Here is a 22,410-nt window from a genome sequence, read left to right on the forward strand (position 1 = left end):
ATGAGTCGTTCTGTAAAAACCATTTTATGGCCGAGCTTGGCAATTATGCTGGCCATTATGATTGCCTCCCAGTATGTCTCCCCGCAATGGTTACCGCTTCTTGATAATCTACATTGGACTTTAAGCAGCGGCGCTTCCGCTTGCTTCGCCTGGATAGGGTTTCGTAACGGTAGCCTGGAGGAAAAAAGACCCAGAGGCTGGTTCTTGTTAGGGATTGCCTCTTATTTCGTTGGGCAGCTACTGTGGGATGTGCAGCAATACTTTCATTGGAACGCGTTTCCAGCCCCGGCAGATGTGTTCTATTTGCTACTTGGTCCCTTCTGCCTGATTGGCTTGCTCCAGGTGCTCAATGCAAAACTGGAAGGCGCAAAGAAAATCGCCGCATGGATAGATCTATCCACAATCAGTATTTCTGTCATTGGTTTGGTGCTGGCACTTTACCTCTCGAATGATACAGACCGACGCCTTCCACAAATGCTTGCCGTCATTTCTTACCCTATTGGTTTATTAAGTGCCGCCAGTGTTGCCTTGTTGATAAATCTCTTCCTCAGGTTAAAGCCGTGCTGGCCAAATTACCTCTTCTTCCTCGCTTTTATGATCGAAGGCTCGATCTGGATGCAGTGGAATCTGGATGTGCTGGATACCCAAATTGAGCAAGGCCAGTTACTCAAGAATATGTTCTCGGTGGCAGATATTCTCATTGGCCTCAGCGCCATGGGTTGGCGCGCTGAAGTGTCTGATAGCCTGAAGCAAATTGCCATCAGTCGTTTCATCCAGCGTCTTATCCCTGTAGCTTCCATGTTTATCAGTGTGCTCACGATTATTGTTATTTTCTTTGATACCGTTGTGCCTATCGCCAAGTTTGTTGCGCTCATCTCTGCGCTGCTCATTATCGTGCTGGCCATGATGCGGCAGAGTCTTTTGTTAGTGGATAGCGAAAGATTGCTTGAGGCCGATAGATTGATTAACGAGGCCAATCTGCGTTACGAGTATCTGGCCAATCATGATGTGCTCACAGGCTTGCCTAACCGCAGGCTGTTTCAGGATAGATTGACCCATGCCATTGCCATGGCGAATCGACATCACTATGAATTAGCGTTGCTGTTTATCGATATTGACCGATTTAAAGACGTGAACGACAGCCTGGGGCACATTCAAGGCGATATGTTGCTGGTGGAATTGGTGAGCCGATTGAAGGGCAGGCTACGTGAGCAAGACACCTTTGCCCGTATTGGTGGGGATGAATTCGTGGTGTTGATGGAGAATATAGAATCAAAAAATCAGGCAGCCGTCATCGCGCAAACCATCATTGACTTATTAGAGGCGCCATTTACGCTTAAGAATAATCAGCAAGTCGTGGTGGGCGCCAGTATTGGTATCAGCCTGTTCCCTTACGATGCAGAAAATGATGTGCAACTGATCAGAAACGCGGATTCAGCCATGTACCGTGCAAAAGAAAGTGGTCGCAATAACCACCAGTTTTATACCGCTGAATTGACTAAGATCGCCCATGCCAGATTTACGCTTGATACCCAATTGCGCCAAGGCATAGAGGCCAAACAGTTCGTGCTTTTCTACCAGCCGATTGTTGAATACGACAAAGACACCAAGCTCACTAAAGTAGTCGGTGTAGAAGCCCTCATCCGCTGGTACCGCAATGGTAATGAGCTGGTAATGCCGAATGACTTTATCCCGTTTGCAGAAGATACAGGCTTGATTGTCCCTATAGGCAAGTGGGTGCTACAACAAGCCTGTAAGCAGTTAGTGGAATGGGATGCGCTAGGATTGAGCGATCTCAAGCTTGCCGTCAATATCTCTCCCAGGCAATTTCACGACGCTAATTTCATCAATTCCATTGAATCCGTCCTCAACGAATCAGGGCTTAGCGCTAATAGATTGACGCTTGAGATTACAGAGGGCGCAATTATGGAGCAGGAAGACATGGCTGTAGAGATACTGCTAGCCCTAAAAGCGTTGGGTTTGCGCATTGCGATTGATGATTTTGGTACTGGGCATTCGTCACTATCTAAGCTCAGGTTTTTGCCGCTGGATGAGCTCAAGATTGACCGTGCTTTTGTACGCAACATTCCAGAGAACAGTGACGATATGCATATTGCAACCACCATTCTTGCCATGGCTAAGGGGCTAAGGTTGCATGTGGTAGCGGAGGGCATTGAGACAGAAGAGCAACTAGCTTTTTTTGCACACAGCGGCTGCGAGCAATATCAGGGTTATAAGTTCTCACGGCCTTTACCAGCCGCTGATCTGCCAGCATTTATACAGAATATATAGTTTCTTGATGCTGGTTAAATTTAACGGCTATATGGGCGACCACGGAAAGCCCAATGCTGTTATAGCCTGTTTAATATCACTAATAGCTGCTTCAACTTGGCTCGCAGAACCTTTCACACCCAACTCTATGGTTCTGCGGGTATCCAGTTTGGGCAGGCTAAATAGTTTGGTTTCCGGATGATTGCTTACAATCTGGTTCATCAGGTCTAGTAATTGGCTTTCGCCGGCATCCATCACCAGAATCGAAGCTTCAATGGTTACCTGCTGATTGAACAGATGACTGTAATGCGTATCCAGCGCCCACTCCATCATCGGGTGTGCCATCTCAGGAAAGCCAGGTAAAAAGTAATGTTGGTTGATGGAAAAACCTGCAACGCGGTTCACTGGGTTTGGTACCAATTCCGCGCCCTTGGGGAAATCGGCCATCAATATTCTTTTGGGGTAAGTTGCTTCACCAAAACGTGCCTCGAGTTCAGCCACTGCACCAGCATGCCGCTCAATCGATACACCAGCAGCCTCAGCCGCGCATACGCGGGTGAAGTCATCAGGCGTTGCTCCTATTCCCCCAAACGAAAACACAATATCGCCGCGCGCCATGCTGGCCTTGAGTGAGGTGGTGATTTGCTCGGGGATATCACCAAGATAATTCGCCCAAGCCAAGCTCAGTCCGCGTGCTTTTAGTAGGCTTATGGCTTTGGTCAGGTGTGCATCTTGGCGTTTACCTGAGAGGATTTCATCGCCAATGATGTAGATGCCGAAATTTTGCATCAATTGGCCTACTTGATTAATTGCAATTGGCTGAGCAATTCAGGTATGTCTGATTGAATAATGCTCCATAACGTATCGTTATCAATGCCTAAATAACCATGAATTAGTTTGTTGCGGGTAGCGATTACCAAACGCCATGGAATGTCGGCATATTGTTCGCGGACTTCTTGTGGAATACGTGTGGCTGCCTCACCTATCAACTCTAGGTTGCGCAAAGTGGCATCGTAGGTAATGCCGCTATTGACGAACCTATCTAGCTCAAATCCATCGGTATAACTGATGACATTCTCAGCAAAAGTAACCATATCTGTGATGTAGAACCGCCATTCTCTAGCTGGTTTATCAGACATTAATTGCCTCACGTTCAATGTAAGGCCTTAGCTCTGTACGCAAAGCTTTTTCAGTGACTAAATCAACTGAGCAGCCTAGCAAATCTTCGAGATAGAACTGCACACCAAAATAGCGCTGAGAGGTCGCAATTCCGTCAAAATTTACCAAAATATCAATATCACTTTTATCGGTTGCATTATCGCGTGCCGTTGAGCCGAACAGAGCCAGGCGTGTTACGCCAAAGCGACGTACAAGTTCTGCTTTACTGTTCGTAAGAGATTGAATGGCTTGTTGTTTTTTCATAGGGGCTAGTTTAGCAAAAATGTGAATTTTTTAGGTAATTAACATTCTTCAGAATTTGAATTGACTGCACACGCTACCTAATTTCGATAACTAGTGAACTTGCACTTCGGATATTGCGAACATCCAAGAAACTCAGTTTTTGCCTTACGGCCGACTAGCGTTCCATTTTTGCATCTAGGGCATGTGTCATGCTCTTTATGCTCTTCTTTCTCAGTTTCTAATTTTTCTGGTTTATTAAGCGTTTTTGCCACAGCAACTAAGGCAAAAATTGCTTTGCATTCTTTTGGGTAGGCTGCGCAAGCCAAAAAGTCAGTTTCTGTATTATCGCTTCTAGTCACACTTTTTCGGATGAGTTTGTGGTTTCCACATTCGGGGCAAATAGCACCAGCTTTTGGCACAAAACCTTTCGCGGTCTCGTTTTTAGATGCGGTTTTGTATTCAGCCACTTCCTGCTTTGCTGGCAAAGATTTATTTGTCGGTTTTGGTTGATGCTGACTTAGCAAAAACTCAGCGACTATTTTTACCTCAGATAACTCCATCTCCCACGGCAGACTGAGCGACAACGAAAGAGGGTTATTTTTCTTTTTTAGTGACTCCAGTTCAGTCAGTATTTGTTTGCTAATCTGATCGGCTTTGAATAATTCGGGGACTTCTTTTTTTCTATCAATAATTCCACTATCAGATATAGCCACATAGACAAATACAGGGCAATTCAAGAACCCTTTTTGGACTTTACCAAATATCACTTTGCCGAGTAGTTGCTCTTTATGAGCTTTTAAAAGTTCTTTTAATACAGAGCCTTGTGCCTCCGCCTGTAAGACTGGAGAGGGCATGCCTTCGGCTACTTTATTGAAAGTACGTGACCATTCGTTAAATTCATTAATGGTGATTTTGCCATGCACACTTTTTGACTCAATAATGAATAAACCAAATTGAGTGACGATTAGATGGTCTACTTGAGCGGTGTCCCCGCTATGAGTAACTCTTAAATCATTTAACACAAAGCAGTCATTTTTCTTCGCAAAAGCTCTTTGTAGGTAAAAAGCCATTTGTTTCTCCGCATCTTCACCTGCGCGAAGTCTAGGGTCTCGAGAGTTTCCTGGCTGCTTTTCTTTTAATATCATTTTGATGTCTTTAATCTCAGATGGATTTAATGAGCTGCTTCCCAGTTACTGCCTACCCCCACCTCTGCCAACAAAGGCACATCCAGTTTCGCTACGTTTTGCATAAGTTCTGGTAGCTTTTCCTTAATCAGTGCCAGCTCGTTTTCTGGCACTTCCAGCACTAGCTCATCGTGTACTTGCATAATCAATTTGGTCGCTAGTTTTCCGCTGACTAGCCAGTTTTGTACCGCAATCATGGCGAGTTTAATGAGGTCAGCGGCGGTGCCTTGCATTGGGGCGTTGATGGCGGCACGTTCAGCGCCCGCTCTCCTCATGCCGTTGGGGCTGTTGATCTCTGGTACCCATAGACGGCGGCCGAAATAGGTTTCTACATAGCCATTCTGTTTTGCGATTTCGCGGGTGTTTTGCATGTATTGTCGTACGCCCGGATAGCGCGCGAAGTAGCGTTCAATATAGGTGGCTGCGGCGCTTCGTTCGATGTTCAGATTCTGCGCTAAACCAAATGCGCTCATGCCGTAGATCAGGCCGAAATTGATGACTTTGGCATAGCGGCGTTGTTCGTTGCTGACAGCTTCGCGCTCAACGCCAAAAATCTCGGCAGCGGTGGCGCGGTGGATATCTTCATTGTTAGCAAAGGCTTGCAGCATGCCTTCATCTTGCGACAAGTGCGCCATGATGCGCAGTTCAATTTGCGAATAATCGGCAGAGACAATCACACTGCCTGCTGGTGCAATAAAGGCTTCGCGGATACGGCGGCCTTCGGTGCTGCGCACTGGAATATTCTGCAGATTGGGGTCTGAACTGGCCAGGCGCCCTGTAATTGCGACTGCCTGGTTGTAGCTGGTGTGCACGCGACCAGTTTGTGCGTTGATCATCTTGGGTAGTTTGTCGGTGTAGGTCGATTTGAGTTTTGCTAATCCGCGATATTCCAATAACACTTTGGGCAGTGGGTGATCTAGCGCCAACTCCTGCAACACATCTTCATCGGTAGATGGTGCGCCGCTTGGCGTTTTCTTGGTGGATTTTATGCCCAGTTTATCGAACAGGATTTCCTGCAACTGTTTAGGTGAGCCTAGGTTAAATGGCTGCCCAGCAAGTTCATAAGCCTGTCTTTCCAACTCCATCAACTTTAGGCCGATTTCGTTGCTTTGCTTGTTCAGCATGTTACTGTCTATCAATACGCCGTTGCGCTCGATGGCGAATAAAATCTCCATTGATGGCATTTCAATCTGGCTATAAATGAAGTCTAGCTTGGCATCTGGCTTAATTTGAGGATACAAACTTTCATGCAATTGCAGTGTAATGTCGGCATCTTCTGCGGCGTATTCGCTGGCTTGTTCCAGCGCGACCTGTGAAAAACCAACAGACTTTGCGCCTTTGCCTGCGATTTCTGCATAGGTGATGGTTTGTACGCCAAGGTGCCGCATGGCAAGGTCATCCATGCCGTGGCTGCGGTGGCTTTCCAATACATAGGATTGCAGCAAAGTATCGTGGGTGATGCCGTTTAATTCAATATTCAGGTTAGCGAGCACATGTTTGTCGTATTTAAGGTTTTGTCCGACTTTTTTAATGGCGGCATTTTCCAGCAACGGTTTGATGCGAGCCAGCGTCGCTTCAAACGGCAATTGGTCAGGTGCACCCGGGTAATCATGCTTGAGTGGTAAATAAGCCGCCTCGCCAGCGATGGTGGCGAATGACATGCCGACCAGTTTTGCTGTCATCGGGTCAAGTGATGTAGTTTCAGTATCGAAACAAACGAGTTCTGCCTGGCTGATTTTATCCAGCCATTTGCTTAAATCTTGCTCGGTAAGAATGGTTTCATAATGACGGCTATGTACAGCGGCAGCCGCGAATAAATCGCCAGAAGCATGAGTAGAGGCGGGTGCAGGTGTTGCAGTAGGCATATTTGCTGGAGCAGCAGGTAAATCAAGTTCACGTCGCCAAGTCTTGAAGTCGAAGCGGTCAAATAACTCCGCGAGTTTGGCTCTGTCTTGTGGCTGCGGGGCAAGGTCAGCCAAGTTTTCCTGTATGCCGACATCACAGCGAATGGTGATGAGTTCGCGTGCTGTTGGTAGCCAAGATAAAGCCTTGCGCAGGTTTTCACCGACTACGCCTGTGATTTCATCGGCATGGGCAACAATATTATCCAGAGAACCATATTGCTTAAGCCATTTCACAGCGGTCTTTGGGCCAACTTTTTCTACACCTGGTACGTTGTCTGATGTGTCGCCAATCAAGACCAGATAATCAATCATCAGGCTGGGTGGTATGCCGAATTTGTTTTCTACGCCTGCGACATCCAGCACTTCATCGGTTTTCCTAAAGGCATCGCGCATGGTATTGACGACGGTGACATGCTCATTCACTAGTTGTGAGATGTCTTTGTCCCCTGTGGAGATGATTACCCGCACACCTTCGCGTTCTGCTTGCTTGGCAAGCGCGCCAATCACATCGTCAGCTTCCACGCCATCTTCTACAATCAGCGGCCAGCCCATGGCTCTAATCGCCTCATGCAATGGGGCAATCTGTGGGCGCAAGTCATCCGGCATGGCGGCACGGTTGGCCTTGTATTCTGGATAAATATCGTCACGGAAGGTTTTGCCTTTGGCGTCAAAAATACACGCGCTATAATCGGCTGGGTAATCTTTGTGCAAACGGCGTAGCATATTGAGTACGCCTTGTATCGCGCCAGTGGGCTCATTGGCTTTGTTACGCAAATCTGGCATGGCGTGAAATGCGCGGTACAGGTAGGACGAGCCATCCACTAATAACAACGTTTTCATCTTGATTTAGGTATCCGTTATGTCGATATTTACTACAAAAAAACTTCCCAAGATTACTGATCAGGCGGTGCCTGAAAGCGAGAGCACCTCGCATGAGTCATGGCATGCGTTTGAGATTATGGCAGAATTCGTGGACGCGACCGAGCGGCTTAAGCAAATCACGCCAGCAGTCTCTATCTTTGGGAGCGCACGTACAAAGCCAGATAGTCCGTATTATCAGCTGACCGAAGAAATTGCCCGCCAGTTATCCGATGCTGGTTTCAGTGTGATTTCTGGGGGTGGCCCTGGCATCATGGAGGCCGCTAACAAAGGCGCTTTTGCGGGTAAGTCGCCCAGTATCGGCCTCAATATCGAGTTGCCTTTTGAGCAAAAGGGTAATGCCTTTCAGGATATCGGCATCAATTTCCAGCATTTTTTCATGCGCAAGGTGATGTTTGTTAAATACGCCTCGGCTTATGTGGTCATGCCAGGCGGATTTGGTACGCTGGACGAATTGATGGAAGCAATGACGCTGGTGCAAACAGGCAAGACCCGAAAAATCCCGATTATTCTGGTGTGTGAACCATTCTGGCGTGGTCTGGTGGATTGGTTCAAAAATACGCTGGTGGCAGAGGGCGTGGTATCGGCTGGCGATATTGATTTGGTGCAGATGATTGATGACCCCAAGGATATTGTTGAGGCAATCTTCAAGCATTATGAGGCGCGAGGCTTTGAGCTTTCGGCGGCTGAAAAGCAAGTTCAGCTTTATCTGTAGTAATGGCTACAGATTTTTGCGCTGAACTGGCAATCGCTTCACCGCGCCAATGCGCTTTTTGCTAGAATTAGCTTATATTTTTAAGCCAGAGGTTACCATGCGCTTGTTTCGATACTGTTTACTGTTGATTCTACTATTGCCTGTACTGGCAAAGGCTGCGGGTCAGCCTGATAATCTGCAACCACTTCCAGATGCGCTACCTCCACCACCAGGGGTTACAGACGCTAATGAAGAGCCTGAAATCACCATCACTAAAAAAGGTGAGAATACGGTCGAAGAATATCGCATCCACGGCGAACTCTACATGCAGAAAATCACCCCTGCTCATGGCGTGCCTTATTACCTGATGAAAGAAGATCAAGAGGGTGGCTGGTCGCGCTCCGATGGCCCAACCGCGCCATTAGCTGTGCCTAAATGGATACTGTTCCGCTTCTAAATCTCCAACAAAAAGAGGGCGTTTTAGCCCTCTTCACCTATCTGCACTGAATCTTTTATGTCTGTATTTACCACGGTTACGCCACAACAGCTCAGCGAATGGTTGAAAGCTTATCCGTTGGGTGAACTGCTAGATTTGCAGGGCATAGCCTCTGGTATTACCAACACCAATTACTTTGTGACAACAAGTACAGGACGTTATGTCCTGACTCTGTTTGAGGCGAATACAGCTGAGGAACTCCCTTATTTTCTCGACCTGATGGCGCATCTTGCGCAACATCAAGTACTTTGCCCATCGCCAGTGCGTAATATTGCTGGCAATAGTTTGGGCGAGCTCAATGGTAAGCCTGCCGCCTTGGTCAGTTGCCTCAAGGGGCGCTCACTTGAAGTGCCAAGCGCTGTGCATTGTGCAGAAGTTGGGCGAGTATTGGCCGCGATGCATATTGCAGGCGAGTCTTTCACCGCCAATATGGAAAATCCGCGCGGTGCCAATTGGCGGCTCACAACTGGCAATAAGTTGATTGATTTATTGACTGCTCAAGATCGTGCGCTGCTTGAAAGCGCGCTGAGTGCGGAGGCCAATCAATCGCTTGATGGCCTGCCACAAGGGGTGATTCACGCGGATTTGTTCCGCGATAACGTGTTGTTCGATGGCGAACAAATGGGCGGCGTGATCGATTTTTACTATGCCTGTAATGATGTACTGTTATATGACGTAGCGATTGCGGTGAATGATTGGTGCACAAATGAAGATGGTAGCTTGAATGCTGAGCTGACAGTCGCTTTGCTAAAAGCCTACCATGCTGTACGTCCGCTTACCGAGCTTGAGCATCAAGCCTGGCCAAACCAACTAATGAGTGCAGCGCTACGGTTCTGGTTGTCGCGCCTATATGATTTTCACTTTCCTAATGTGGGTGAATTAACGCACGCCAAAGACCCTGCGCACTTTCAAAAGATTTTACAAAAACGGATCAATGAGCAAGCTAGTTTGGCTACATTGTGGGTATAACAGTATCAATAAAAGTATCGGAATTCAGGGGAAACTATGTTTAAAGACAGTATGAAAGAAGGCTTGCTCTGGATAAAAGATAGCGTAGCCTTGTTTAGAAAAAAGCCTGCCATGTGCATGCTGGTGGCGCTCTCTTATGTATTTCTGTTTATCGTCACCCCTGCGATACAAGGCATGCCAACCCTGCTCAAGCTGATGATTATGTTGGCATGGCCAGCTTACATGGTGCTAGTGATTACGTTTTTTCTTGAGCTTGATAAGTCTCAGCCATTCAAGCTTGAAACACTCATCAAATACATACAGCCTTATATCGCCAAGTTGGTGTTGCTCGGTGCGATTTGTCTGCTTTATGGTGTATTGGTAAGTGGATTTACCAGTGGCGACTTAAATACCTTAAATGCCATGATCAAAGCCGGCGATCAGAATGAAGCGATTGCGACCAAAGTATTGCCTTTGATGCTCAAAATATTACTTTTGTTGGCGCCATTATTGATGGCTACCTGGTTTGCGCCGATGCTGATAGTGCACCACAATTTTTCAGTATTCCGCGCCATCAAATCCAGTATCGCTGGCTCACTATATAGCGCCTTGTCACTGGGGTTTGCCTGGCTGTTTCTCACGCTGGCATTTTCAGTGGCTATGATGTTGATTGGCGTGGTCGTGGGCATTGTTGCGGCCATTTCGCAACCTTTTGCGCTAGTGTTGGCATCACTGACTTTGCTTAACTGTTTCCTAGTCGCCACTGCAATGATGCTGGCATTTCAATACGTCAGCTATCGAGATGTGTTCGCGAAAAAATTCGCGAATGTGGCAAAAATCGATACTACGGCATAGTCATCAGCGGAAGAGCTAGGCTTTAGTTTAGAGCGCTTCAAGCTTCGCATATTCCAGCGCCAGCCATTTCATGCCCTCTTTGCCGAAATTGATTTGTATGCGCAAATCATCGGCATTGCCTTCATAGCTCACCACCACGCCTTGCCCAAACTTGCCATGGCCGACTTGCTGGCCGATCTTCCAAGGCATGGCGCTTTTTTGTTCGCTACTGCTGCTGGCAGTCTGGAAGAATGGTTTTGCTACAGGTTTCGCGTTCAGGCGTTTTAATAGTTCTTCAGGGATTTCATCAAGAAAGCGTGAAGGAATGCCATAGCGTACTTGGCCATGCAACATACGGCTTTGCGCATGGCTCAAATACAGTCTTTCACGTGCACGCGTGACTGCCACATACATCAGCCGGCGCTCTTCTTCCAACCCATTCGCCTCATACAAACTTTGCTCGTGCGGGCACAAGCCTTCTTCTAGCCCGCTGATAAATACTGCTTTGAACTCAAGGCCTTTGGCGGCATGCACCGTCATGAGTTGCAGTGCATCACGCCCGACATCTGCCTGGTGTTCGCCTGCCTCAAGGCTTGCGTGGCCTAAAAACTGGGTGAGTAACGATTGTACAATTTCGCCATTTTCATCGACATCACTTTGCTCAATGCGCAGGCCAAGGTCTTGATTCATGAATGCAGTAGCAGCGGAGACGAGTTCTTCCAAGTTTGCGATACGGTCCTCGCCCTCTTTTTCACCTTGATAAAAAGTTTTCAAGCCCGATAAGGTGGTGGCTAGTTCAGCCACTTCTGGCAAGCTAATGCCAATAGATTCTTCCTGCATTTGCTTGATGAGGGTGACAAAGCTGCCAATTTTCCCTGTGTTGAGCAAGGCCGCTTCCCACAAGCTGGTGTCATTCTGACGGGCAACTTCTTGCAGTTGTTCTAGGCTGCGTGCGCCTATGCCACGTGTGGGAAAGTTAATGACACGTAGTAGCGCAGTATCGTCATTTGGATTGGCCATCAAGCGCATATAAGCCAGTGCGTGTTTGATTTCGGCGCGCTCAAAAAAGCGTAAGCCACCATATACACGGTAAGGTAACCCGACTGAGAAAAGCGCATGTTCAATGACGCGCGATTGCGCGTTCGAGCGGTAGAGCATGGCAATGTCGCTTAAATCAACACCATCGCGATGCAGAGACTGGATTTCTTCCACGATGAAATTTGCTTCATCAATGTCGTTATAAGCTTGATACACGCGCACGGGTTCGCCAGCGCCAGCGGACGTCCATAAGTTCTTGCCCAAGCGATTACGGTTGTGCGTGATGATGGCATTGGCGGCATCGAGAATATTGCTGTGAGAACGGTAGTTCTGCTCCAGTTTTACGATATTCTCAATCGCGAAATCCTGCTCAAAGTCGCGCATATTGCCAACGCGCGCACCACGGAATGCATAGATGGATTGGTCATCATCGCCCACCGCAAATATGCAGTTACGCTGATTACCTTGTGCGTGACCAGCAAGTAGTTTGAGCCACTGGTATTGCAAACGATTGGTATCTTGAAACTCATCCACCAACACGTATTTAAAGCGGTTCTGGTAATGCTGGCGGATATTGGCGTCACGTTCCAGCAGTTCATAACAGCGCAAAAGCAGCTCGGCAAAATCAGCTACACCTTCGCGTTGGCATTGCTTATCGTATTCTTCAAAGATTTCACGTAGCTTTTGCGAGTGTGGGTCGTAGGCATCCACGCTATGCGCGCGCATGCCTTCATCCTTGCAGCTATTGATGTAGCCTTGCACCTGCTTGGGTGGAAATTTCTCATCATCCACGTTCATCAATTTCATCACGCGCTTGATGGCAGAGAGTTGATCCGCGGTATCCAGAATCTGGAAAGTGGCTGGCAATAAGGCTTCGCGATGATGTGCACGCAATAAACGATTGCACAAGCCATGAAAAGTGCCCACCCACATACCGCGGGTATTGATCGGCAACATGGTCGTTAGTCGCGTCAACATTTCTTTAGCGGCTTTATTGGTAAAAGTTACCGCTAGCAAACCGTTTGGTGAAATCTGTCCAGTCTGGATCAACCACGCAATACGTGTTGTTAGTACACGTGTTTTGCCACTACCAGCCCCTGCCAAGATCAGTGCGGATTGGTTTGGCAGCGTAACTGCTTCAAGTTGTTTGTTGTTTAGGCCAGCAAGTAGAGAGTCGCTACTGGTTGCGTATGTGTGGGGTGCAGTGGTTTGATCTGTCATGCCTAATTATCGCAGGTCATGCATGGCTTGAGAACATTTAGTAACAGATTTGGTCTTGAATGTGAAGGTTTGTAAGACTATGTAAAGTGGGGAATTTTTATGAACTATAGGGTAATACGAACGTCTTACTTGCAGATGAGAAATCGTCTCCCGCTTCTCCTCCCTGAGCGGGAAGCCTTATCTTATAAGGCTTTACTATGCCCCCGATTTTACTCCCCTTTAATCGGGGGTTTTTTTGTCCGCAAGATATGCAGCGCTCACTAAAACTAGATTTTATTGGCTAAGGTGTTGCGGCTGGAGCGGCAGGTGCAGCCAAAGGCGTATAACCAGAATAATTGCCATAACCTGTATAGCCTGCTGCGTCTGGTTTAAGGTAGCCTGGATCTTTTGGGTCAAGAGTTAACCCAGCATTTGCATTCCCTTGCGCAGCATCATTTTCTGCCTTTTTAGCCGCTTCTTTTGCTGCAAGTTTTGCGGCGGCAGCTGCTGCTTTTTTATCTGCAGCTTCTTTTGCTGCTTTTTCATCTTGCTGCTGCTGTTCCAGTTGGCGTTTTTTGCGCCCTTCTTCAATCACATTCTGGTAAGACTGCAACTTTTTCTGAGCATCAGGTGCAACGGGTATTGGGTCTTCAATAGTGATATTGGTTGCTTTTACATTTTTTGGGGCAGGTTGGTCTGAGTAGTGCACTTTGCCATCGGCGTCTGTCCATTTGGTAATGCCAGCGTGGGCATATGAGCTAGCAAGCAAAAGCCCTAGCATGATGATGATTGGTTTGATTGATCGCATATTGATATCTCAGTGCGTAAATAAATGATGGTACTCTTTTTAGATTCCACCTAACAAATAGATTGTTATCCTTGATTGATAGTTCAAAGCCTTATTAGGTATCCAATTCTATTATTCATGCACAAACAAAAAGCCCCGCATTGCGGGGCTTTTTGTTTACGACTTTCTCTTTCGATAATTGTCGAAAATTACATCATACCGCGCCTTCTTTTGGATGGTCGGCATGCTGCAATGATTCAAAAACTACATCATACCGCCCATGCCACTCATACCGCCCATATCACCGCCACCCATAGAAGGTGCGTCATCCTTAGGCAGTTCTGCTACCAATGCATCGGTAGTCAGGATCAGTGAAGCAACTGAAGCTGCATTTTGCAATGCTGAACGAGTTACCTTAGCTGGATCAAGTACGCCAAGTTCAACCAAGTCACCATAGGTGCCGTTGGCCGCGTTGTAACCATAGTTGCCTGTACCTTCAAGTACTTTGTTAACCACTACTGATGGTTCGTCACCAGCGTTGGCAACGATTTGGCGCAAAGGCTCTTCAATCGCGCGCAATACGATCTTGATGCCAGCATCTTGATCAGGATTGTCGCCTTTGAGTTCCTTGATAGCTGAACGGGCGCGTAACAGGGCAACACCGCCGCCTGGAACAATACCTTCTTCAACTGCTGCACGTGTTGCATGCAATGCATCTTCAACGCGGGCTTTCTTTTCCTTCATTTCGATTTCGGTAGCAGCGCCAACCTTGATCACAGCAACGCCACCAGCCAACTTGGCTACGCGTTCTTGCAGTTTTTCACGGTCATAATCGCTGCTAGCTTCTTCGATTTGCTTCTTGATTTGGTCGATACGTACTTTGATGTTGTTTTCAACGCCAGCGCCATCAATGATGATGGTGTTGTCTTTGTTCACTTCAATACGTTTTGCCTGGCCCAAGTCTTCCAGCTTCACATTCTCAAGCTTCAAGCCAAGTTCTTCAGCAATCACTGTACCGCCGGTCAAGATAGCTATATCTTCCAGCATGGCTTTGCGACGGTCACCGAAACCAGGTGCCTTAACAGCAACAGTCTTCAGAATGCCGCGGATGTTGTTCACAACCAGGGTTGCCAAAGCTTCGCCTTCGATATCTTCAGCGATGATCAGCAATGGACGGCCAGACTTAGCGACTTGTTCTAGTGTCGGCAGTAAATCACGGATGTTTGAGATTTTCTTGTCGAACAATAGTACGAATGGGTTTTCCAGCAAAGCGATTTGACGCTCTGGGTTGTTGATGAAGTATGGTGATAGGTAACCGCGGTCAAACTGCATACCTTCAACTACGTCCAGTTCATTTTCCAGACCTGAACCATCTTCAACAGTAATCACACCTTCTTTACCTACTTTGTCCATGGCATCAGCAATGATCTGGCCGATATGGAAATCAGAGTTGGCTGAAATGCTACCAACTTGAGCGATTTCTTTGCTGGTGGTTGTTGGTTTTGAAATCTTTTTGATTTCTTCAACGATGGCAATCACAGCCTTATCAATACCGCGCTTCAAGTCGGCTGGGTTAAAACCTGCAGCTACGTACTTGAAACCTTCACGAACGATAGCTTGAGCCAATACAGTAGCGGTAGTGGTGCCGTCACCTGCGTTGTCAGAAGTTTTAGAAGCAACTTCCTTAACCAGTTGCGCGCCCATGTTTTCAAGGCGGTCTTTTAATTCAATTTCTTTAGCCACTGAAACGCCATCTTTTGTCACGGTTGGGGCGCCGAAAGAACGCTCCAACACTACGTTACGGCCTTTAGGGCCCAGTGTTACTTTAACGGCGTTAGCCAGAATGTTCACACCATTAACGATTTTGGCACGTGCCTCATCGCCGAAAATTACTTGTTTTGCTGACATGTGGATCTCCTAAATTCTTAACTTATGGATAACTGCTATGGATTAAGTCCGTTGAAAGCGCTTAGGCTTCAACAACACCCAAGATGTCTTCTTCACGCAGTACTAATACTTCTTCGCCATTCACTTTGACGGATTGGCCTGCGTATTTGCCGAACAATACCTTGTCGCCAACTTTTACATCAAGCGCGATAGGTTTGCCGTTATCATCTTTTTTGCCTGGACCAACAGCAAGAATTTCGCCTTGATCAGGTTTTTCGGTGGCTGTGTCAGGGATCACAATGCCAGATGCGGTGGTGCGTTCTTCTTCCAGGCGCTTTACAATAACGCGGTCATGCAATGGACGAATTGCCATGAGTACTCTCCTTGTTGGTTAGTTTTAACATCAAATTTTAATTACGAATTCTTTGTTGCCATGCTTATTTTTGAATAAAAAATTAAGCAGACAACACAGTTTTAGCACTCTAGTGCTTAGAGTGCTAATAATAAGGGCAACACCCTGAGTTTTCAAGTCCTAATAGACAATTTTCGAGCGCGGCCAAAGAATGGCTGACTGGCATCACATTGTCTTCTTGCCCATGAAATAGATGTAATTGGGTGAATGCTGGCGCCTTTGTTGGTAGCTTGGTAAAGCGGCCTGAAAACGCCAATATGTTCCCCACCATGTCATCATGCGCAACACTATATTCAAGGGACATAATCGCCCCCTGAGAAAATCCACCCAGCACTGTGTTTTGTTGGTTCACCTTGAATCGCTCTTGTGCAGCAACCACAAGCTCATGGAGTGCTGGTAGCGCATTCTCAACGCGGGTATAGCGGTTTTCTTCAGTCACTTCTTTAATAGAAAACCATTGCCGACCTGAACCACCACCATCAAAAGGATAAGTGCCTTCTGGTAAAAGGAATGCTGCGGAAGAATATACATCTCTTAATTTGTTCACGAGAGGCATCAAATTAGCTGGCGAACCGCCAACGCCATGCATCAGGATAAATAGCTGCTCTACTTCACCTGATTTAGGTAAGCGCTCAATCCCACTGAAATTGAAGTTTTCCATTAAATTTCTCATCTAGTTTTGAGGGGCTGTTGGTAAGTTGTTTTTAGGGGTAGCTACTTATCAGACATTTATTTTTCGTAATATTAAAAATTTATTCATTTTTTATTTATCAATTTTTTGTCTAACAAAGCATTTAATATTTTGGTCGACTTGCCCCCATCTGTTATAGCAGCAGCCCGACCCTCCCAACATGATTTCATGCGTTCGGCATTGCCAGATTCATTCTCTGCTTTACATTTTGGGAGTAAATAGGCCATAAGCTCTTTTTCTTCACTATCCCAATCAGCAGGTTCACCAATCAATGACGAAACCAATGGATACTGGGTTTCTAATTTTTTCTTTCCTACATAGTGCCCAAGCTGCATAAACATATAAAAAATAGAACAAGCTAGAACGAAGAAAATCACAATAGATTTAATATTTTTTGGCACAGAATTCCTTGATTTACGGAAGTTAATAATTAATGGCTCGATTCCCCGATAGCGGACATTCTGCGGAAAAGTACTCTTAAAGACTAGTTATCTTAGTTTCCGACGGTAAGCATAAATCTAAAGTGTGATTCCAAACAACAAATGCCCTGTAGAATTCATTTAACTGTCACTAATCGCACGATGTAATTGCCTCTTAAAAGTAAATGAACAAACCGCAATGAAGAATCAGGATTTATTAAATAGAAGTCTTGCCTCGGTCTGGCACCCTTGTACCCAGATGAAAGCGCATGAAACGCAGCCGTTGGTGCCAATTGCGCGTGGCGAAGGCACGTGGTTGTACGATGTGGATGGCAAGCGTTATCTTGATGCAGTCAGCTCATGGTGGGTGAATCTGTTTGGGCACAATAATCCCAAAATCAAAGATGCTATCAAGCAGCAATTGGATACCCTGGAGCATGTGATACTTGCTGGCTTCACGCATGAGCCAGTGGTGGAGTTATCGGAGCGCTTATCGAAATTAACAGGTCTTGGGCATTGTTTCTATGCGTCTGATGGCGCTTCTGCGACTGAGATTGCCCTGAAAATGAGTTTTCATTATTGGCGTAATGTTGGTAAAGCGGGCAAGACTAAATTCATCAGCCTGCAAAACAGTTACCACGGTGAAACATTGGGTGCGCTATCCGTGACGGATGTAGCGATTTTCAAAGACACCTATGCGCCATTATTGATACAAAGTACGCAAATGCCATCGCCTGACTGGCGTTTATCAGAGGCCGGTGAGAGCGCAGAAGCCTATGCTTTAAGGTGCGCGGCTGAGCTGGAAGTTTATATTTCAGAGCATCACGCCGAATTGGCCGCCTTGATCGTTGAGCCTTTGATTCAATGCGCTGCAGGCATGGGTATGTATCACGCCATCTATCTGCAACGTGCGCGAGAAATATGTACAAAATATGAAGTGCATCTAATCGCAGATGAAATCGCAGTGGGTTTTGGCCGGACAGGCACTATGTTTGCGATGGAGCAGGCTGAGGTTTTGCCTGATTTTATGTGCCTGTCAAAAGGCATTACTGGCGGCTATTTGCCTTTGTCAGTCACGCTAACGACAGACCTTATTTATCAAGCCTTTTACGATGACAGTATTGCGCGAGGGTTTTTGCATTCGCATAGTTACACAGGTAATCCGCTGGCTTGCAGTGCCGCTTTGGCAACGCTGGATATTTTTGAGCAAGAACAAGTGCTGCAGAGTAATCGCTTAAAGGCGCAATACCTGAATACCCAACTTGGTAAGTTTGTAGATTTGCCTATCAAGCACATGCGCCATCGCGGCATGGTTTGGGCATTTGATACAGATTATGCGCCTGAAAAACAGGTGCTGTTCAGGCAGCATTTTTATACGCAGGCGCTTCAAAGCGGTCTGCTACTGAGGCCAATAGGCAATACCGTTTACTGGATGCCACCGTACACGATTAGCGAAGAAGAAATTGACTATATGCTGACTCACACACAAGCGGCGTTACAAAATTTTGTTTAATCAGAGCGCTCCTCGTTTTGCTTACCTAGAAACCATCATGCGCATATTCACTCTGTTTTTACTTTTTGCTGCAATTTCTGCACAGGCCGCTTTGCCTGACAGCGTTGCAGATGCACTGCAAAAAGCGGGTGTTCCACAAGATCACGTCTCCGTGATTGTGCAGCGTGTTGATATGACTGCACCCCTTATCAGCAATCAGGCAGACCAACCGCTGAACCCAGCCTCCACAATGAAATTACTAACCACTTATGCGGGGCTTAGCTTGCTCGGCCCAGCTTATCGTTGGCATACCGATGTTTATATGGATGGCACATTAAGTAATGGTGTATTGCAGGGTAATCTGATTCTTAAGGGCTATGGCGACCCTGCTTTTATGGCAGAAGATTTATGGCGTCTGCTCAATAATCTGCGCCAGATGGGCATTAAAGATATCCGCGGTGATTTATTGCTGGATGCTTCTTACTTCTCGCCCAATATTGCCAATAGTGCCGATTTTGATGGTGAGGCCTACCGTGCTTATAACGCCTTACCCAATGGCTTGTTGCTTAATTTAAAAGCCAGCAGTTTTAAATTCCAGACGATTAGTTTGGGCAGTAACCCGCAGGTGTTGATCACGATGGAGCCGAACCTGCCAGAGGTTAAAGTAGTTAACCGTGTGCAGTTGAAACCAGGCGATTGTGGTGAATGGAAAAATAAAGTCAGTTACCAGATAGAAAAAACCACGGTGACTTTCAGTGGTAGCTATGCCAGTAGCTGCGGTGAAAAATATATGGAATTGAGTTTGCTGGATGATGCGCATTATACTTTTGGCCTGTTTCGTGCGATTTGGCAGCAGCTAGGTGGCAAGATTCAGGGTGATGTCAAACAGATTACTGTGCCAGTGACGGCTAATAAAATCGCACAGGCAGATTCGCCTGCACTGGCCGATGTGATTCGACGCATCAATAAATACAGCAATAACCTGATGGCGCGTCAATTATTCCTGACGCTAGGCGCAGAGCAGCAGGGCGCACCAGCTGAGGCAGCGAAGAGCGATAAAACTATTCGTGACTGGCTCGCTACTAAAAGCCTGGTGTTTAATGAACTGGTACTGGAGAACGGTGCTGGATTATCGCGCAATGAGCGCATTACGGCGCGCCATATGGCAGCTTTACTACTCGATGCTTATGCTAGCCCAGTGATGCCAGAGTTGATGTCGTCATTACCTATATTATCGGTAGATGGCACTGTGGCTAAGCGGCTGAAAGATAGCCCCGCAGTTGGCCGAGCGCATCTTAAAACAGGGTCGCTTAACGGGGTGGGCGCGATTTCAGGTTATGTGCTGGATAGCAAAGGCCGATATTGGGTATTGGTATTTATGGCAAACGATATGCAAGCCGCTGCAAGTAAAGCTGCGCAGGATGCCTTGATTGACTGGGTGTATCAACAGCAATAATCACCGATCTCTAACCATCATTCGCAGAAACACTGCTCGAGTATTATAATCTTGGGCTTGATTCAATCATTTAACCATCATTGTTGGAGTGCGCATTGAAACACCTTACGCTTATTACCAGTGCATTGCTGATGGCAGTTTTTGCCGCCAGTGGATGCAGCGCAGACTCTAAAACTAACACCTCTTCATCTCAACAGGAAAAAATCGCAATGAGCACGAACATCACCGAACTAACAAAAATCGATCAAGTCGTTGGCGAAGGCCGCGAAGCAGAAGCTGGACTTAACGTGACCGTACATTACACAGGTTGGCTTTACGACCCAGCACAGCCAGAAGGTAAGGGCAAAAAATTTGATAGCTCGGTTGATCGTGGCGACCCATTCAACTTCTTTTTAGGCGGCGGCCAAGTGATTCGCGGTTGGGATGAAGGCGTAGTCGGCATGAAAATCGGCGGCAAGCGCACACTGCTTATCCCATCAGAATATGGCTATGGCGCACGTGGTGCTGGTGGCGTGATTCCACCGAACGCTACGTTAGTGTTTGATGTCGAACTACTGGGCGTAAAGTAATCACACAAAGTCATTATCGGAGTCGTAATGAAAGCACGTATCAAATGGGTTGAAAATGTTTGCTTTGTAGGCGAATCAGAAACTGGCCATGCGGTCGTGCTTGATGGCGCGCCTGATTCAGGTGGCCGTAATCTTGGCATGCGCCCGATGGAAATGCTGTTGATTGGCATGGGCGCTTGCACTTCGTTTGATGTGGTCACGATTCTTAAAAAATCACGTCAGCCAATCACCGATTGCGTGGCTGAGATGCACGCTGATCGTGCTGATGAGATTCCCAAGGTATTCACCAATATCCATGTGCATTTTATTGTGACTGGCAACGGTTTGAATCCAATGCAGGTAGAGCGTGCTGTGAAGTTATCCGCAGAGAAATATTGCTCAGCTTCTATCATGCTGAGCAAGTCAGTCAACATTACCCACGATTTTGAAATCGTTGAAACGAGCGCAACATAATGGTTAGCCAGGCAATCACAAATCCACCCAAAGGCATGATAGGCATACGCCATGTGGCTTTGTTTATCAAAGAGCTTGAAGTTGCGGTGGATTTTTACGTCAATGTGATGGGTATGCAGATTGAGTGGCAACCCGATCCTGATAATGTCTATTTGACCAACCAAGGTGATGTGTTTGCACTACACCGGGTTGATTATGTGGCGTCGGGGACACAACGCTTGGATCATATTGGCTTCGTATTAAAAACCCCTGAAGACGTAGACCAATGGCATGCATATTTTGTGGAGCACGGTATTAAGATCACCGAAAGTCCCAAGACGCATCGAGATGGCTCGCGTGGCTTTTACTGCCTTGACCCAGTTGGGCACTTACTGGAACTCATATATCACCCACCAATTTCAGACCAAAAATAGTCTGAATTGATTAGGCTCTAAGCAAACCTGCATGGTCATATAGTTTTACGGCCAAGCTGCTATTGTTTTCAATCAGCGCTAGCAAGCGATCGATATTTGGGTGCTTGCCAGCGTTGAGTTTTGCATCTTCTGTATGTTCCGCGTAAATCCCCAAGCCCTCATTCGCAGCCTCAACGCTGATTTCGCCATATTTTTTATATAGATGGTGATACACCTTGATAGAGCCTTGGCTTCCAGGCTTGTTTTCAATCACGGCTGTTGTTTCACCATCTAGCGCTATAAGCTCTATTTTTTGTACATGTTCTGCGGCGGGCAGGGCCGCCAGCTGTTCGCTAAATGGTTTGATGCTAGATTCTTTGCTCATAGGTAATAGCTAGTTTTGGTCATTAGTTTTGAAATCAATTGCATACCTGATTTGATCGGTTTTGGTAACTCTGCGGCGCCATGTTCATAAGCTGTTGCTGCGTGCTTGGCTTCATCAGTTTGCATTTGTTCGACAATGACTCGGCTCTTCGTGTCTTGTTCAGGCAGACTGTCCAAATGGCTTTTCAAATGCTTTTCAACTTGTAGTTCGGTTTCTGCTAAAAAGCCTAGATTCCATTTGTCGCCAAGCGCCCCAGCAATCGCGCCCATGGTAAATGAACCCGCATACCATAGCGGGTTGAGCGCGCTGGTTCTTCCACCTAGCGATTTAATGCGCTCTTCACACCAGGCTAAGTGCTCAGTTTCTTCTTTTGCCGCTTGTTTCAGTGCTTCTACCGTAGCAGGGTTCTTGGCAGTGAGCGATTGTCCACTGTACAAAGCCTGGGCGCAGACTTCACCGCTATGGTTTACGCGCATCAATGCAGCAGCATGCTTCTTTTCTGCACTTTCCAGCGTTGCTTCAGCGAAGTCATGATCAGGATGTTGACGAGCGCTATGGGCTTCCGCTAACAGCGTACGCAGTCCTTTATCAAACTCTATGATTAGTCGATCTAGCATC

23 protein-coding genes are annotated in these 22,410 nt (G+C 46.8%); 10 read left to right on the forward strand and 13 right to left on the reverse strand.

Translation table 11 applies throughout. From position 1 onward, the window contains the following. Complete coding sequence (locus ZMTM_RS01740) at positions 1–2,292, forward strand: putative bifunctional diguanylate cyclase/phosphodiesterase (RefSeq protein ID WP_221764629.1); 2,292 nt, start codon at positions 1–3, stop codon at positions 2,290–2,292. A gap of 27 nt (positions 2,293–2,319) precedes the next feature. Here ZMTM_RS01740 and ZMTM_RS01745 read toward each other — a convergent pair whose 3' ends face one another. The 5 genes from ZMTM_RS01745 to polA all read right to left on the reverse strand — a co-directional run bounded on the left by ZMTM_RS01745 (position 2,320) and on the right by polA (position 7,600). After that, entirely contained in the window at positions 2,320–3,060 is a 741-nt protein-coding gene (locus tag ZMTM_RS01745) for a competence/damage-inducible protein A (RefSeq protein ID WP_221764630.1), read from the reverse strand. Between the two features lie 8 nt (positions 3,061–3,068). After that, positions 3,069–3,410, reverse strand: a complete 342-nt coding sequence (locus ZMTM_RS01750) for a HepT-like ribonuclease domain-containing protein (RefSeq protein WP_221764631.1) — start codon at positions 3,408–3,410, stop codon at positions 3,069–3,071. Then, the gene (locus ZMTM_RS01755; RefSeq protein ID WP_221764632.1) at positions 3,403–3,693 is read right to left on the reverse strand and encodes a nucleotidyltransferase family protein; all 291 of its coding nucleotides are present in this window, start codon (positions 3,691–3,693) and stop codon (positions 3,403–3,405) included. Before ZMTM_RS01755 ends, ZMTM_RS01750 begins: the two co-directional genes overlap by 8 nt. Positions 3,694–3,770: 77 nt before the next feature. Next, a complete protein-coding gene (locus ZMTM_RS01760) occupies positions 3,771–4,817 on the reverse strand; it encodes a nuclease-related domain-containing protein (RefSeq protein ID WP_221764633.1) in 1,047 nt (348 codons plus the stop codon). Positions 4,818–4,843: 26 nt separating this feature from the next. Beyond that, positions 4,844–7,600: a DNA polymerase I gene (gene polA, locus ZMTM_RS01765; protein ID WP_221764634.1), complete on the reverse strand. Its 2,757-nt coding sequence runs from the start codon at positions 7,598–7,600 to the stop codon at positions 4,844–4,846. A 19-nt stretch (positions 7,601–7,619) separates the two neighbouring features. On the opposite strand from polA, the gene ZMTM_RS01770 reads away from it, so the two are divergent. From ZMTM_RS01770 to ZMTM_RS01785, 4 genes are all read left to right on the forward strand, one after another. Continuing rightward, positions 7,620–8,354, forward strand: coding sequence for an LOG family protein (locus ZMTM_RS01770; RefSeq protein ID WP_221764635.1), 735 nt, complete (start codon positions 7,620–7,622; stop codon positions 8,352–8,354). 97 nt (positions 8,355–8,451) lie between these two features. Beyond that, positions 8,452–8,790, forward strand: coding sequence for a DUF2782 domain-containing protein (locus ZMTM_RS01775; protein ID WP_221764636.1), 339 nt, complete (start codon positions 8,452–8,454; stop codon positions 8,788–8,790). A gap of 57 nt (positions 8,791–8,847) precedes the next feature. Then, complete coding sequence (thrB, locus tag ZMTM_RS01780) at positions 8,848–9,798, forward strand: homoserine kinase (RefSeq protein ID WP_221764637.1); 951 nt, start codon at positions 8,848–8,850, stop codon at positions 9,796–9,798. Positions 9,799–9,834: 36 nt separating this feature from the next. Beyond that, positions 9,835–10,632, forward strand: a complete 798-nt coding sequence (locus ZMTM_RS01785) for a BPSS1780 family membrane protein (protein ID WP_221764638.1) — start codon at positions 9,835–9,837, stop codon at positions 10,630–10,632. A gap of 27 nt (positions 10,633–10,659) precedes the next feature. Here the strand turns inward: ZMTM_RS01785 and ZMTM_RS01790 are convergent, their stop codons facing one another. From ZMTM_RS01790 to ZMTM_RS01815, 6 genes are all read right to left on the reverse strand, one after another. After that, positions 10,660–12,870, reverse strand: coding sequence for a UvrD-helicase domain-containing protein (locus ZMTM_RS01790; RefSeq protein ID WP_221764639.1), 2,211 nt, complete (start codon positions 12,868–12,870; stop codon positions 10,660–10,662). Between the two features lie 280 nt (positions 12,871–13,150). Beyond that, positions 13,151–13,657, reverse strand: coding sequence for a DUF4124 domain-containing protein (locus tag ZMTM_RS01795; protein WP_221764640.1), 507 nt, complete (start codon positions 13,655–13,657; stop codon positions 13,151–13,153). 243 nt (positions 13,658–13,900) lie between these two features. Further along, complete coding sequence (gene groL / locus ZMTM_RS01800; protein ID WP_221764641.1) at positions 13,901–15,544, reverse strand: chaperonin GroEL; 1,644 nt, start codon at positions 15,542–15,544, stop codon at positions 13,901–13,903. Between the two features lie 61 nt (positions 15,545–15,605). Continuing rightward, positions 15,606–15,896 (reverse strand): co-chaperone GroES, encoded by a 291-nt coding sequence (groES, locus tag ZMTM_RS01805; protein ID WP_221764642.1) that lies wholly within the window; start codon positions 15,894–15,896, stop codon positions 15,606–15,608. Between the two features lie 124 nt (positions 15,897–16,020). After that, positions 16,021–16,596: an alpha/beta hydrolase-fold protein gene (locus ZMTM_RS01810; protein ID WP_221764643.1), complete on the reverse strand. Its 576-nt coding sequence runs from the start codon at positions 16,594–16,596 to the stop codon at positions 16,021–16,023. A 95-nt stretch (positions 16,597–16,691) separates the two neighbouring features. Next, positions 16,692–17,027 carry a hypothetical protein gene (locus ZMTM_RS01815; RefSeq protein WP_221764644.1) on the reverse strand — a complete coding sequence of 112 codons (336 nt, stop codon included), beginning with the start codon at positions 17,025–17,027 and terminating at the stop codon, positions 16,692–16,694. A gap of 217 nt (positions 17,028–17,244) precedes the next feature. Here ZMTM_RS01815 and bioA point away from each other — a divergent pair, with 217 nt between their 5' ends. From bioA to ZMTM_RS01840, 5 genes are all read left to right on the forward strand, one after another. Further along, positions 17,245–18,558 (forward strand): adenosylmethionine--8-amino-7-oxononanoate transaminase, encoded by a 1,314-nt coding sequence (gene bioA, locus ZMTM_RS01820; RefSeq protein WP_221764645.1) that lies wholly within the window; start codon positions 17,245–17,247, stop codon positions 18,556–18,558. Between the two features lie 37 nt (positions 18,559–18,595). After that, positions 18,596–19,993, forward strand: coding sequence for a D-alanyl-D-alanine carboxypeptidase/D-alanyl-D-alanine endopeptidase (gene dacB / locus ZMTM_RS01825; protein ID WP_221764646.1), 1,398 nt, complete (start codon positions 18,596–18,598; stop codon positions 19,991–19,993). Positions 19,994–20,088: 95 nt separating this feature from the next. After that, the gene (locus tag ZMTM_RS01830) at positions 20,089–20,562 is read left to right on the forward strand and encodes an FKBP-type peptidyl-prolyl cis-trans isomerase (protein WP_225907058.1); all 474 of its coding nucleotides are present in this window, start codon (positions 20,089–20,091) and stop codon (positions 20,560–20,562) included. A 27-nt stretch (positions 20,563–20,589) separates the two neighbouring features. Then, positions 20,590–21,015, forward strand: coding sequence for an OsmC family protein (locus ZMTM_RS01835; RefSeq protein WP_221764647.1), 426 nt, complete (start codon positions 20,590–20,592; stop codon positions 21,013–21,015). Beyond that, positions 21,015–21,428, forward strand: coding sequence for a VOC family protein (locus tag ZMTM_RS01840; protein WP_225907059.1), 414 nt, complete (start codon positions 21,015–21,017; stop codon positions 21,426–21,428). Before ZMTM_RS01835 ends, ZMTM_RS01840 begins: the two co-directional genes overlap by 1 nt. 10 nt (positions 21,429–21,438) lie before the next feature. Here ZMTM_RS01840 and ZMTM_RS01845 read toward each other — a convergent pair whose 3' ends face one another. Together ZMTM_RS01845 and coq7 are read right to left on the reverse strand one after the other, a co-directional pair. After that, positions 21,439–21,792, reverse strand: coding sequence for a DUF2322 family protein (locus ZMTM_RS01845; RefSeq protein ID WP_225907060.1), 354 nt, complete (start codon positions 21,790–21,792; stop codon positions 21,439–21,441). After that, a complete protein-coding gene (coq7, locus tag ZMTM_RS01850; RefSeq protein WP_221764648.1) occupies positions 21,789–22,409 on the reverse strand; it encodes a 2-polyprenyl-3-methyl-6-methoxy-1,4-benzoquinone monooxygenase in 621 nt (206 codons plus the stop codon). Before coq7 ends, ZMTM_RS01845 begins: the two co-directional genes overlap by 4 nt. Position 22,410 lies beyond the last annotated feature (1 nt).

This window comes from Methyloradius palustris, assembly GCF_019703875.1.
GTDB classification, from domain to species: Bacteria; Pseudomonadota; Gammaproteobacteria; order Burkholderiales; family Methylophilaceae; genus Methyloradius; species Methyloradius palustris.